This is a genomic window from Arthrobacter sp. ZBG10 (assembly GCF_001238605.1).
Lineage (GTDB): Bacteria > Actinomycetota > Actinomycetes > Actinomycetales > Micrococcaceae > Arthrobacter.
The window spans coordinates 33,388-46,047 of record NZ_LFQH01000022.1; the positions used below are offsets into that span (position 1 = coordinate 33,388).

Below are 12,660 nucleotides of genomic sequence, written 5' to 3' on the forward strand. Positions count from 1 at the left end.
GACGGGGCCCTTTGTGTCATCGGTGGGGACAGTTAGTTGGTGCCCTTGTCCGTGTGGCCGATGTTGGCGGCGATGTTCTTCGTGGCCGTCTTGGCGTCCGTGGCAACCTTGGCGGCTGCATCAGCGGCGTCACCGGCAACGTGCTTGGCCTTATCTGCGGCGTCGTCGACGCCGTCCTTGACGTCCCCTGCAACGTCCGCTGCCTTGTCCTTGGCCGCGGCCACGGCGGAGGAAGCTGCGCCGGCTGCGTTCTCTGCAGCGTCAGCGGTGTTTTCCTTTACGTCGTTGACCGTGGTGGCGGGAACGGGGGCGGGCGTGGGCTTCACGGGTGAAGGCGTCTTCCATGGATCCTCCACCGGCTTGGAGGCCTTCCATGCGGCAACACCGGCGGCGACCGCTGCTGCCACAATGCCGAAGACCAGCCAACCGCGCTTCTTAGGCTTTGGCTGGGCCACTTGGATTCCTACAGCCTTCCCGGCCCCGGCCGCTGCGGCCTTCAGCTGGCTGCCTGCCGCATGGGCCTGGTCCTGGAACGAGTGGACGATCCCGGCGTCACCGAGGCGCTGGGCTACGGCATCAACGCGTGCCGGCGCACCTTCAAGGGTGCGGTGCACAGCCTCGGAGGCGTTGCCGATCTGGTCCGACAGGCGGGGCAGGTAGTCAACAACCACCCGGTCGCGGGCGTTCAGCACCACGGGGGCCGCCTTGTCGAGGGCCTCATGCAGGCGGGGCGAGGCATTGTCCACAACGTCGCTGATCCGGGGGGCAAGGTGCGCCAAGCCATCCTGGATCCGCGGCGTAACTGTTGCAACGCCGTCGGCCAGGTTGTGGGCAGCGGACTTCAGGCCCTCCTGGATCTTGGGAGACGCAGTGTCCAGGCTGTGCTGGAGGCGGGGTACCGCCCAATCCACAGCTGCTTCCACGCGGGGGGTGGCCCAATCCCGGGCATTCTCCACTGCGCTGGTGACTGACTGCTCGAGGTCACGGGCAATTCGGTCCGACTTCTTCACAACTACCTCCCGATTAATGTGACGGTTCTGTGGTTAGCCTACGTGCCCAGCTCTTCACCGGCTATTCACTCTGCGGATTTTAGGCATATTTCACCCAGCGCGGAACTGCCGGTGCTGCAGGCACTCCCCCAGGGTGGCATGGGAGAATGGGGGCCATGACTGCCATCGCAACTGCAAAAGCAACCATCCACACGAGCCTCGGCGACATCGTGGTTAACCTCTTCGGTAACCACGCGCCCAAGACAGTGAAGAACTTCGTGGGCCTCGCCACCGGCGAGCAGGACTGGACCCACCCGGAAACCGGTGAGGCCAAGTCCGGCACGCCGCTGTATGACGGAACCATCTTCCACCGCATCATCAAGGACTTCATGATCCAGGCCGGCGATCCGCTGGGCCGCGGTACCGGCGGACCGGGCTACCGCTTCGACGACGAAATCCACCCCGAACTCAGCTTCAACCAGCCCTACAAGCTGGCCATGGCGAACGCCGGCATCCAGATGGGCCAGGGAACCAACGGTTCGCAGTTCTTCATCACCACCATCCCCACCGACTGGCTGCAGGGCAAGCACAGCATCTTCGGCGAGGTGGCGGACGATGAGTCCCGCAAGGTAGTGGACGCGATCGAGGGCGTTCGCACCGGCATGGGTGACCGTCCGGTGGAGGATGTCACCATCAACAGCATCGACATCGAACAGCTGTAACACCGCACCATGAGTTACGGAATTCCTTCGGCTGAGCCGTCCGCCCAGGCTCCGGTGTGCCCACGGCACCCGGACAGGCCCTCCTACGTCAGCTGCCAACGCTGCGGGCGGCCTGCCTGCCCGGAGTGCCAGCGGGCGGCCGCCGTTGGATTCCAATGCGTTGACTGCGTCAACGAAGCAAAACGTTCGACGCCGGAAGTACGGTCTGTTTACGGCGGCGCCGTAGCAACGGGCAAACCTTTGGTGACGTTCGTGCTTATCGCCGCCTGCGCCCTCCTGTATGTCCTGCAGTGGTTGGTGCCCAACGATGCCATCTACCAGGCCCTCGGCTTCGCGAACATTTACGCGGAACCCCAATACGGCGAGTTTGAGCCGTGGCGGATGGTTACCTCCGCTTTCCTGCATTCGCAGGGTTTTGTCCTGCATATCGCCCTGAACATGTACATGCTCTGGATTTTTGGCCAGGCGCTCGAGCCGCTGCTGGGCCGCGTCCGTTTCCTTGCCCTTTACCTGCTCTCGGCCTTTGGCGGGTCCGTAGGCTACCTCCTGCTGACCTCCCTCTACAGTCCAGGCCAGCCGCTGTACGGGGTGGTGGGTGCCTCGGGTGCCATCTTCGGCCTGTTCGGCGCCATGCTGCTGGTCCAGCGCCAGCGCGGCGGGGACACGAGGCAGCTGTGGATCCTGATCGCCATCAATGGTGTCATCGGCTTCCTGGTGCCGCAGATCGCCTGGCAGGCCCACCTGGGCGGCCTGGTCATGGGTGCACTGGCAGCAGCCGTTATCGCCTACACCCCCCGCGGGCCCCGGCAGGGACTGATCCAGGCCGCAGGGCTGGTGGCTCTCCTGCTCCTGCTGTCGGTGGCCGCCTGGGTACGGGTGAGCCTCTGACAGCCCTCAGCTTCCAACGGAACCCCCAACGCCACCCGGCGTTGGGGGTTTTTGTTATCCACAGGGATTATCCACAGTGTTGGTAACTTACACGCATGTAGTTCAAGCAGGCCATCGGCCTCTGGAGCGCCCTGCCGGGCTTTTGTTACCGAACGGTACAGCGGAATCCACAGCTGTGGATAACTCTTGGGGATACCAGTGTGTGTATGTGGAAAACCGGGCTGCAAATGCTCCAAATGTGGATAAACCACGCAAAGATTGCCATGGCTGCGTGCGGTCCCAGGCCAGCCGGCCTGCTTTCAACAGGCTTTTGCACACTGTTAATAAGTGACATCGGTGTAGTTAAGCCATAAAAACAGGGCACGATCGCCCCCATTCCGGTGATTTTCGCGAATCGGGCCGCCCCTGTATCCACAGTTGTGGATAACTTGTGGGTATCCCGGTGTTGGTAAGTGGATAAGTACGCCGCAGGCTTGCAGGCGGACAGCCAGCCGGGGAGCGGGTCAATCGGTGCGCTGTTTAATGAAGGTGCTTCAAACGCGGCGCATCGGCTCCACGAGCCCCGGTGCCGTTGTGGGAATGCCCGGATTTATCCACAGGCAATCCACACTGTTAATAACCGTCACCTGGCCACGGAACGGGCCCACTGCCGCCATTGGGGGCCTGTGGGCCGGGCGCACCCGGCAGCACCGGACGTTATCCACACTGTGGATAACTTTCCCAACAGTTGGGGAAAAGCTGAAGACCTATGCAGGGCCCAGCGCAGGCCAGATTCCCGATGAGCCGCGCCTGTGGCTGTCCATGAGGTGGGTATCCACCATGCCGATAGCCTCCATCAGGGCGAACATGGTGGTGGGTCCCACGAAGGAGAACCCTTTACCGCGCAGGGCCTTGGAAAGGGCCGCGGATTCAGGAGAGCTGGTGGGTATGTCTGAGTGACGGGCAGGGGTGGGCGTGCTGGCCGGTTGGAACTGCCAGACGAAGTCCACCAGTCCACCGTCACCCCGCAATGAGAGGGTAGCCTGCGCGTTCCTGATGGTCGCCTGGATTTTGAGGCGGTTGCGGACAATGCCCGGATCCTGCAGCAGGCGCTCCACGTCGTGGTCGGTGAACAAGGCGACGGCCTCTGGGTCGAAGCCGGCGAAGGCAGCCCGGAAGGCGGGCCGCTTCCGCAGTATCGTGGCCCAGGACAGGCCGGCCTGGAACCCCTCGAGGCAGATGCGTTCGTAGAGCCCCTGCTCGTCCCTGACAGGCAGGCCCCACTCGTGGTCGTAATAGTCCTGCATCAGCGGGTTGGCGGCGGCCCAGGCAGGCCGGGACAACCCGTCCGGTCCGGTGACGACGCCGGCAGTGTCAGGTTCCACGGCTGGCGCTAGGAGCGCCACCGCGTGGTCATCAGGAAGCCGACGATGGCGATGCCAAAACCGGCCACAATGTTCCACGATCCCCAGGCCTGGACCGGGAACCGGCCCTCGCTGATGTAAAACGTGATGATCCAGAACAGGCCAATAAGCATCAGGCCGAACATTACGGGCTTGAACCAGACCGGATTCGGTTTGTACGCCTGGGACGACGCCTGCTGCGGGGCGCTGGCAGTCTTCTTGCGCGGTTTCGACTCGGGCACTGGGTCTCCTTGGCGGGCTGGGACAAGTTCGGCAACCTGGCCTTGATATCCTGCAAGAAGGAAATAGCCAGTGGTCTGCACGATCTTGGTCAAATCTGGATTCTTACTAGCAGCCAATTCTAGCTGTAGTTCCTGGGCCGCCTGCGTCCAGTGGAGCCGCCAAGGAGAACGAGTGGTATTGCAGCAGAGGGCCCGACGCGCGGCCGCTCCTCCTCCCCGCGGCAACGTCGTGCGCCGCGTGGTCGGCGTTGCCGGGGAGTTGCTCATTACGGCGGGCGTCATCCTGCTGCTTTTTGTCGCCTGGCAGCTCTGGTGGACCAATGTGGAATCAGACGCCGCGCAGTCCCGGGTGATCAAGGAATTCGCGCGGGACCTTGGCGGGTCAGCGGATCCCTCCGCAAACCCGGCGGCGGCAGCACCGCCGTCGGCCGCTGACGACTTTGGCGCCCCCGTGGTGGGCGTAGCTCCAGGCCACGCCGGAACCATCGGCATCATGTACATCCCCAGGTTCGGCGCGGATTACACCCGCCCCATCGTGCAGGGAACAACAGGGGATGTCCTGGACACCCTGGGGCTGGGACACTACGCCAACACGGCCATGCCGGGAGCGGTGGGCAATTTTGCCGTCGCCGGCCACCGGCAAACCCACGGCGCGGTCCTGGACAACATCCATACCCTGGTCCCGGGTGACAAAATCTATGTCCAGACCAAAGACGGTTTCTACGTCTACGTATTCCGCAACAACCAGATTGTGATGCCCTCGCGAACGGACGTCCTGGAGCCCGTTCCCACCCGGCCCGGCGTTGAACCCACCGAAAGCTACCTGACCATGACCAGCTGCAACCCGCGCTTCGGCGCCGAAGAGCGCATCATCGCGTACGCCCTGCTGGACGAGTGGCGTCCCGCCGCTGCAGGACCGCCCGCGGAAATAGCAGGCCAGGTAGCGGCCGCCATGGGACAGGGGTAGGCATGTACAGCTGGCTGTTCCACCACCTTCCGGGTCCGTTGTGGCTGCGGATCGCCATCTCGCTGGTGCTGATTGGCGTGGCACTGGTATTGATGGTTTTGTACCTTTTCCCGTGGATGTCCCAGTACACCCAGTTCACCGACTCAACGATTGGTTCCCAAAGCCAGCCATGACCACAGCCAAGATCCTCGTAGTGGATAACTACGACAGTTTCGTCTACACCCTGGTGGGCTACCTCCAGGAGCTCGGCGCCGAAACCACAGTGGTGCGCAACGACGACGTGACCCTAGCAGAGGCCATTGAACTGGCCAGCACCCGCGACGGTGTCCTGATCTCCCCCGGCCCCGGCAACCCGGCCGAGGCCGGCGTCTGCATCGAGCTGATCAAATGGTGCGGGCAGAACAGCAGCCCGATGTTTGGTGTTTGCCTTGGACACCAGGCACTGGCTGAGGCCTTCGGGGGGACCGTCACGCACGCCCCGGAACTTATGCACGGCAAGACGTCCCTGGTGGAGCACACGGGCACCAGCGTCTTCGCCGGGTTGCCGTCGCCGGTGACGGCTACCCGCTACCACTCGCTGGCAGCGGTCCGCGAAACCATTCCGGAGGTCCTGGAAATCACGGCCCAGACAGCGTCAGGGGTGGTGATGGGGCTCCAGCACCGGACAGCACCGCTGTGCGGTGTCCAGTTCCACCCCGAATCGGTCCTCACCGAGGGCGGCTACCAGATGCTGGGCAACTGGCTGGAATCGCTCGGCATGGCGGGTGCCGCGGCCAAAGCGGCTACGCTCAGCCCCCTCATCCAGCACTGACCCGGCGGTCCTGGCTCCTGTTACTTCTTTTTGGTCGCTGTCGGCGTTGGAGTCGGCGTGGGTGTGGGTGGCGGCGGCGGAGCTTTGGCCACCACGATGTTCACGGTGCTGCCCTGTTCCAGCGTGGCATTGACGGGCGCTGACTGGTCGGTCACCCGGCCGGCTTCGACCTCGGAATTTTCAATCTCCGCCACCACCGGAACCAGGCTCAGCGCCTTGAGGGCAGTCTCGGCTTCTTCGCGTGTCCGGCCGCGCAGCTCGGGAACCGCCACCTTCCCGGTGGAGACCACCAGCTCAACAGTGGATCCGACGCCCACCGACTGGCCGGGCGCGGGGCTGGAGGTGATGACAATGCCGGCCGGGACCGTTGCGCTGTTGGCGGTTGTAGTGGTGGGCGCACCCACCAGGCCCATCTGCCGCAGGATGTCACGCGCAGCCGCCTCAGTGGCGCCTGGCAGGCTGTCGGGGATCTTCACTGCGCTGGGTCCCTCGGAGATGTTCAGCAGGATTTCAGCGCCGGGATCCAGCTCCGTGCCGGTGGTGGGGTCGGTCCCCAGAGCGGTGCCCTTGGCCACCGAGTCGCTGGCCTGCCTGACAATTTTGGGCCGCAAATCGGCGTTGTAGAGCTCCTGCAGAGCCGCCGATTCAGTCATGGTGGAGACCGAAGGCACCTGCACCTTCGGTGCGGCGGGAGCGGGCCTGTTGACGGAGTTGTACAGCCATAGGCCGCCTCCCGCCAGTATCAGCAGCGTGAAGACCACCAGCGTGGCAATCCACGCACGACGGCGTGACTTCTGTCCTGCAGTCCGGTCGCGTTCGGGGGTGAGGCCCAGCGGCAGCGCATCGGCGGGCGGCGGATCAAATTTGCCGGCGTCGCTGTTGCCCCAGGACTCAGTGGCTGCATCGCGGGTCGATGCGAACGAGCTGGCGGCCATGATCCCGGTTGGCGCATCGTCAGCCCGTCCTGTCCCCGCCAGGGCGAAAGCCTCGGTGGGAGGCGCCGCGGGGGCGGGAACATGGTCGTTGGGGTCGGTGGGGGCTTCCGAGGCGGCAACGGCAGGCACGGGAATGCCGGACCGGGCTGCCCGGAGCGCCCGGCGGAAAGCCGCTGCGTCCTGGAAACGGTCGTCCCTGTTTTTCTGCAGCGCCTTGGCCAGGACCGTATCCAGGGCAGGCGTCACGTCCGGATTGATGCTGCTGGCCGGTTCCGGTATTTCACGGACGTGCTGGTAGGCCACGGACACCGGGCTGTCACCGATGAAGGGCGGCCGGGAGGTCAGCATTTCGTACAGCAGGCAGGCCGCCGAGTACAGGTCGCTGCGGGCATCCACGGACTCTCCCCGTGCCTGCTCAGGAGAGAGGTACTGGGCGGTACCCACTACCGCCTGCGTCTGCGTCATGGTGGCCGAGGAATCGGCAATGGCACGGGCGATGCCGAAGTCCATGACCTTCACCGTGTTGGGCCCGGCGCAGTACATCACGTTGGCCGGCTTGATGTCCCGGTGGACGATCCCTGCTTTGTGGCTGTATTCGAGGGCACCCAGGACACCGAGGCAGTATTCGATGGCCTGGGGAATCGTGACGTCCTTGGCCCGGATGAGGTCGCGGAGGGTCTGTCCGTCCACGAACTCCATCACGATGTAGGGCACCTTGACGGTCTCTTCCGATCCGTCATGGACCAGGTGTTCGCCGGTGTCATAGATCGCCACGATGGACGGGTGGTTGAGGGCCGCTACGGCTTGGGCCTCGCGCTTGAACCGGGCCTGGAACTGCGGGTCCCGGGCAAGGTCCGGCCGGAGCAGCTTGATGGCAACGGTCCGTCCCAGCCGGGTGTCGAGGCCCCTGTGGACATCGGCCATGCCCCCGCGGCCGATCAGTTCACCCAGTTCGTAGCGTTCGCTCAGGACGCGCCGGATATCCACCGGGAGGTTGTCCTCCCGGTGCATCGGGGTGCGCGATGGGTCCGTCACTGGTTGTTCCGTTGCTTACGGTTTACAGGTTGCCTGCGCTCCCGGCAGCTGGCCGGTGGCGCAATCGGTGACGGTCGGAGCGGACGGAGCGGTCGTGGGAGCCTCCTTGGTGGGTGCTGCCGTAGTGGGTGCCGGCGGCTCGGTGGTCTGCGGGGCGACTGCGTAGGTGACAGTGATTGTTGAGCCCGGAGGGACGGGACCCGACGGATTCACATCCAGGACGGTGCCAGGTTCAGCGTCATCGGTGACTTGGGTGACGCCGTTGACTCCGAGCCCGAGGTTGACCAGGTCGGTGCGCACCTGCTGGTACGACCTGCCCAAGTAGGCCGCCGGAATGATGTCCACGGTCTCCGGCGCTTCGCTGGTGGTCGGCGGCGGGGTGGTGACCGGCTCAGTGGTGGGCGGCGCTGATGAGGGCGGCGCGGACCGGGTGGGGCTGGCGCTGGTGGCCTGCGGGCTGCTGGACGTGGGTCCGGCAGTGGTGTCGTCGGACGGGGAAAACAGTCCCTGCTGGTTGAGGAAGACCCCCACGAGCACAAACAGCCCCAGCAGGATCAGTGCCACCAACGGCCAGGTCCAAGGGCTGCGGCCCTTGCGTTTGGGCTGGTCGGCGGGCTCGTCGTCGTACGCTGGCTCGTCCTGGCTCCAGCTCCGCTCCGCGGCCAGCGCGTTGGCCCGGGCCAGCGTTCCCTGGGGCGCGTCGGCGTCCTGGGCGGCGGCGGCCCCTGCACCGGCTGCCGCACCCGCTGCTGCCGCACCCACGGCGGGCAATGCCGAGGTGTGCGTTGGAGCGTCCCGCTGGGTGCCCACCACGCTGGTGGGCGCAGTGGCCGTGTCCACCGGCGCGGTGACGGGGCCCGTGCCGGAATCGAAAAGGAGCATGCCCGGCACTGCCGCCCGGGCGGCGCTGATGTCCCCGTTGCGGATGGCCTCGGCGGCTTCCGACAGCTTGATGGCGTTGGCGGGACGGTTCTTGGGGTCCTTGGCCAGCATGGACATCAGGAGGGCGCGTACGGGAGTGGGCAGGGTTTCGGGCAGCGGCGGCGGCGCATCGTTGACCTGGGCCAGCGCGATGGCAATCTGCGATTCCCCGGAGAACGGGCGGTGGCCGGTGAGGCATTCGTAGCCGATGACGCCCAGCGAATAGATGTCGGAGGAACCGGTGGCGGTCTGGCCCGTGGCCTGCTCCGGAGCCAGGTATTGGGCCGTTCCCATGACCTGCCCGGTTTGGGTCAGCGGCACCTGGTCGGCGAGCCTGGCGATGCCGAAGTCAGTGACCTTAACCCTGCCGTCAGGGGTGATCAGGAGGTTTCCGGGCTTGATGTCCCGGTGCACCAGGCCCTGGGCGTGGGCCACGGACAGGGCCCGGGCAGTCTGGGCGATCATGGACAGGGTACGGTCCGGGGACAGCACCTGTTCGTGCTCGATGATGCTGCTCAGCGGCTGGCCGGGCACCAGCTCCATCACCAGGTAGGCGGAGCCCTCCTCCTCGCCGTAGTCGAAGACGTTGGCGATGCCCACGTGGTTGAGCAGGGCGGTGTGGCGGGCCTCAGCGCGGAAGCGCTGGAGGAAGCCCGGATCCCCGGTGTATTCCTCTTTCAGCACCTTGATGGCGACGATGCGGCCAAGGACCAGGTCCTTGGCTTTCCAGACCTCCCCCATCCCGCCGATCGCAATCCGCGTGGTCAGCTGGAATCTGCCGCCGAGGGTGATTCCGGTTGTAGGCCTCACTTATTCAACACCGCCTCAAAAATCTTCTTCGCGTTCGGACTGGTTAGCTGTGCGCCGGTAACAACGTCTACGTCTTCCATCACGATGGTGACGGCCACCTGAGGGTTGCCTGCTGGAGCAAAACCCGTAAACCAGGAATTGTTGGTGCCGCCGGCGTTCCCGAGCTCTGCGGTGCCGGTCTTGCCGGCGACTTCCACACCCGGTACAGCGGCGCCACGGGCAATGCCCTGGCTTACCGCGCTTTCCATCCACTCGGTAATCTGGTTGGCAATCTCGGGAGTTGTGGAGGTCCGCAACTGTTCAGGCTGTGGTTCGTCGATGACCCGCAGGTCAGGTGAGCGCAGGGTTTTGATCAGGCTGGGAGCCATCTGGACGCCGTCGTTGGCGATCGCTGCCGTCATCATGTTGATCTGCAGGGGAGTTGCCCGGACATCCTTCTGCCCCACTGAGGACTGCGCCAGCCCCGGACCGTCAAGGTCGTCGGGGAAGCTGTTCTCCGTGGCGTGGGCCAGCTTCAGCTGGTCGCCCACGTCCTCGCCGATGCCGAATTTTTTTGCCTGCTCGGCGATCGCGTCCCGGCCCAGGTCCAGGGCGATGCTGGCGAAGGGTGTGTTGCAGGATTGCTGCAGGGCGAAGGCGAAACTGGCCTCGGTGCGGGTGTAGCAGTTTCCGCCGGCGTAGTTGGGCAGGCTGTAATCGATGCCGTCGAAGGGCAGCTGCGCCGGGTTGGGCAACACACTGTCCTTGTTGTACTTCCCCGAGGCGAGGGCCGCTGCGGTGTCCACCAGCTTAAAGACGGATCCCGGGGCCAGGAGCTCGCCTGTGGGTCCGCTGACATTCTGGTTCAGGTTGATCCCGGGAACCTTGATCAGCTGATCCATCGCTGCCTGCTCAGCCGTGCGGTCCTGCGTGGCCACGGTGTTGGGGTCGTACGAAGGCTTGGACACCATGGCCAGGATGGCCCCGGTCTTCGGGTCGGTGACCACAATGGAGCCGCGCTGGCCGTCCGGTATCAGGCTGTACGCCAGTTTCTGCAGTTCCGGGTCGATGGTCAGTTCCACGGAGGCACCCTTGGGCTGGCTGCCCAGGAACAACTGGCCGATCCGGTCCAGGAACAGTTGGTCCGAATTCCCGGCCAGGACCTCGCCCATGGACTGTTCCAGGCCGGTGGCGCCATAGCTTTGCGAGAAGTACCCGGTGAGGCCCGCGTACAGATCCCCCTGGGGATAGGTGCGCTGGAAGGCACACACTTCGGAGGTGCCTTCCACGGACTCCGCAACGGGATCGCCGCCCACAATGATGGCACCGCGGTCGTTGCAGAAGTTCTGCAGGACGGCCCGTTGGTTCAGCGGGTTGGCCTTGAGGTCGTCGGCGCCCACCACCTGCACAAAGCTGATGGCGCCGAAAATGAGGGCGAACATGGCAACTGCTGCCACCCAGGAGTTACGGATTGCCTGGTTCATGCCTGTTTCACCGCCTGGGTGGGAGTATCGATGCCGGTGGATTCCGCTGCGCCGCCGGGAGGCAGCGGTGTGGTGTCCACCGGGCCGCGGGCGGTGTGCGAGATCAATAGGAGCAGGCCCACAATGATCCAGTTGGCCAGCAGCGATGAACCGCCGGCCGCGAGGAACGGTGTGGTCAGGCCCGTGAGCGGGATCAGCCGGGTGACCCCGCCGATGACCACAAAGCACTGCAGGGCGACGGCGAAGGACAAGCCGCATGCCAGCAGCTTCCCGAAGGCGTCGCGGGTGCCAAGTGCTGCCCGGAAGCCGCGGGTGAAGAGCAGCAGATACAGCAGGACAACGGCGAACAGGCCGATGAGACCGAGTTCCTCGCCGATGGACGCGATGATCATGTCGCTGTTGGCGAAGGGGACCAGGTCTGGCCGCCCCTGGCCCAGGCCGGTACCCACCAGGCCGCCGTTGGCCATCCCGAACAGTCCTTCGATCACCTGCCGGCTTCCGTCCCGGTATACGTCCGGGCTGAAGGCATTGAGCCACCCATAGATGCGCTGTTCCACGTGGGAGAAGACCTGGGCGGCAACAAAGCCGCCGCCCAGGATCAGCGCCAGGCCGATCACCACCCAGCTGATCCGGCTGGTGGCCACGTAGATCATCACGATGAACAGTCCGAAGAAGAGCACCGACGAGCCGAGGTCGCGCTGGAAGATCAGCACGCCGATGCTGACCAGCCACGCCGTGATCATGGGGCCCATGTCCTTGAACCGCGGAAACTGCAGGGGACCGACTTTGCGGCCGGCCAGCAGGATCAGGTCGCGGTTTGAGGAAAGATACCCGGCAAAGAATATTGCAAGCGTGATCTTGGCTACTTCGCCGGGCTGGAACGTCATGGGCCCGATCTGGATCCACACCCTGGCGCCGAGGATTTCACCGGCGCTGATCCCGGGGATCAGCGGCAGCAGGAGGAGCAAGGCGCTGGCAGCCAGTGAAATGAACGTGAACCGGCGGAGTACGCGGTGATCGCGGAGGAACCAGATCACGGCAATGGCCACGGCCATGGCGATCAGGGTCCACCGCAGCTGGTTGTTGCCGGTGTCCTGGTTTGGAGCGTCCAGGCGGTGGATGATGGCCAGGCCGAGACCGTTGAGGGCCACCACGATCGGAAGTATTACTGGATCGGCATATTTAGCGCGGAGCCGGAGGACCACATGGAAAACCAGGGCCGCCACGGCCAGGAGGCTCGACTGGAACCAGAAGTCGGAGTCGAACGCCTTCTCCTGATCCACACCCACCAGCATGTTGGCACCGATCCCCACGGCAAGGGCTAGGACCAGCAAGGCCAGTTCGACGTTCCGGCGGGGTTTTGGCATGGTGCTCAGCTGGCTCATCGTGCGGCCTCGCAGGTAACGGTGGGACTTGGCGTGGGTGTGGGGCTGCCCGGCGCCGGCGTGGCTGGAGCTGTCGCCGTTCCTGTGGGGGCTGTCTCTTATACACATCT

General features: G+C 64.8%; 12 protein-coding genes. 5 read left to right on the forward strand and 7 right to left on the reverse strand.

Going from position 1 to position 12,660, the window contains the following annotated elements:
• Window positions 1-32: 32 nt before the first annotated feature.
• On the reverse strand, window positions 33-1,010 hold the full coding sequence (locus ACU18_RS05675) for a hypothetical protein (RefSeq protein WP_050684561.1): 978 nt from the start codon (window positions 1,008-1,010) through the stop codon (window positions 33-35).
• A 155-nt stretch (window positions 1,011-1,165) separates the two neighbouring features.
• Here ACU18_RS05675 and ACU18_RS05680 point away from each other — a divergent pair, with 155 nt between their 5' ends.
• Together ACU18_RS05680 and ACU18_RS05685 are read left to right on the forward strand one after the other, a co-directional pair.
• Window positions 1,166-1,711 (forward strand): peptidylprolyl isomerase, encoded by a 546-nt coding sequence (locus ACU18_RS05680; protein ID WP_050684562.1) that lies wholly within the window; start codon window positions 1,166-1,168, stop codon window positions 1,709-1,711.
• 9 nt (window positions 1,712-1,720) lie between these two features.
• Window positions 1,721-2,599 carry a rhomboid family intramembrane serine protease gene (locus ACU18_RS05685; RefSeq protein ID WP_050684563.1) on the forward strand — a complete coding sequence of 293 codons (879 nt, stop codon included), beginning with the start codon at window positions 1,721-1,723 and terminating at the stop codon, window positions 2,597-2,599.
• Between the two features lie 746 nt (window positions 2,600-3,345).
• Here the strand turns inward: ACU18_RS05685 and ACU18_RS05690 are convergent.
• Together ACU18_RS05690 and ACU18_RS05695 are read right to left on the reverse strand one after the other, a co-directional pair.
• Window positions 3,346-3,963, reverse strand: coding sequence for a DNA-3-methyladenine glycosylase I (locus tag ACU18_RS05690; protein ID WP_050684572.1), 618 nt, complete (start codon window positions 3,961-3,963; stop codon window positions 3,346-3,348).
• Window positions 3,964-3,971: 8 nt separating this feature from the next.
• Complete coding sequence (locus ACU18_RS05695) at window positions 3,972-4,223, reverse strand: cell division protein CrgA (protein ID WP_050684564.1); 252 nt, start codon at window positions 4,221-4,223, stop codon at window positions 3,972-3,974.
• A gap of 172 nt (window positions 4,224-4,395) precedes the next feature.
• Between ACU18_RS05695 and ACU18_RS05700 the strand changes: the two genes are divergently transcribed.
• Genes ACU18_RS05700 through ACU18_RS05705 form a run of 3 tightly spaced genes read left to right on the forward strand, consistent with a single transcriptional unit; the run spans window position 4,396 to window position 6,001 of the window.
• Window positions 4,396-5,190, forward strand: coding sequence for a class E sortase (locus ACU18_RS05700; protein WP_050684565.1), 795 nt, complete (start codon window positions 4,396-4,398; stop codon window positions 5,188-5,190).
• A 2-nt stretch (window positions 5,191-5,192) separates the two neighbouring features.
• Window positions 5,193-5,363, forward strand: coding sequence for a hypothetical protein (locus tag ACU18_RS19870; protein ID WP_164468850.1), 171 nt, complete (start codon window positions 5,193-5,195; stop codon window positions 5,361-5,363).
• Window positions 5,360-6,001: an aminodeoxychorismate/anthranilate synthase component II gene (locus tag ACU18_RS05705; RefSeq protein ID WP_050684566.1), complete on the forward strand. Its 642-nt coding sequence runs from the start codon at window positions 5,360-5,362 to the stop codon at window positions 5,999-6,001. The genes ACU18_RS19870 and ACU18_RS05705 overlap by 4 nt, the downstream gene beginning before the upstream one ends.
• A gap of 20 nt (window positions 6,002-6,021) precedes the next feature.
• On the opposite strand, the gene pknB is transcribed toward ACU18_RS05705, so the two are convergent.
• Genes pknB through ACU18_RS05725 form a run of 4 tightly spaced genes read right to left on the reverse strand, consistent with a single transcriptional unit; the run spans window position 6,022 to window position 12,550 of the window.
• The gene (gene pknB, locus ACU18_RS05710; RefSeq protein WP_050684567.1) at window positions 6,022-7,947 is read right to left on the reverse strand and encodes a Stk1 family PASTA domain-containing Ser/Thr kinase; all 1,926 of its coding nucleotides are present in this window, start codon (window positions 7,945-7,947) and stop codon (window positions 6,022-6,024) included.
• A gap of 39 nt (window positions 7,948-7,986) precedes the next feature.
• Entirely contained in the window at window positions 7,987-9,702 is a 1,716-nt protein-coding gene (locus ACU18_RS05715; protein WP_050684568.1) for a protein kinase domain-containing protein, read from the reverse strand.
• Entirely contained in the window at window positions 9,699-11,165 is a 1,467-nt protein-coding gene (locus ACU18_RS05720; RefSeq protein WP_050684569.1) for a peptidoglycan D,D-transpeptidase FtsI family protein, read from the reverse strand. Before ACU18_RS05720 ends, ACU18_RS05715 begins: the two co-directional genes overlap by 4 nt.
• Window positions 11,162-12,550 carry an FtsW/RodA/SpoVE family cell cycle protein gene (locus ACU18_RS05725; protein ID WP_050684570.1) on the reverse strand — a complete coding sequence of 463 codons (1,389 nt, stop codon included), beginning with the start codon at window positions 12,548-12,550 and terminating at the stop codon, window positions 11,162-11,164. The genes ACU18_RS05720 and ACU18_RS05725 overlap by 4 nt, the downstream gene beginning before the upstream one ends.
• Window positions 12,551-12,660: the final 110 nt, after the last annotated feature.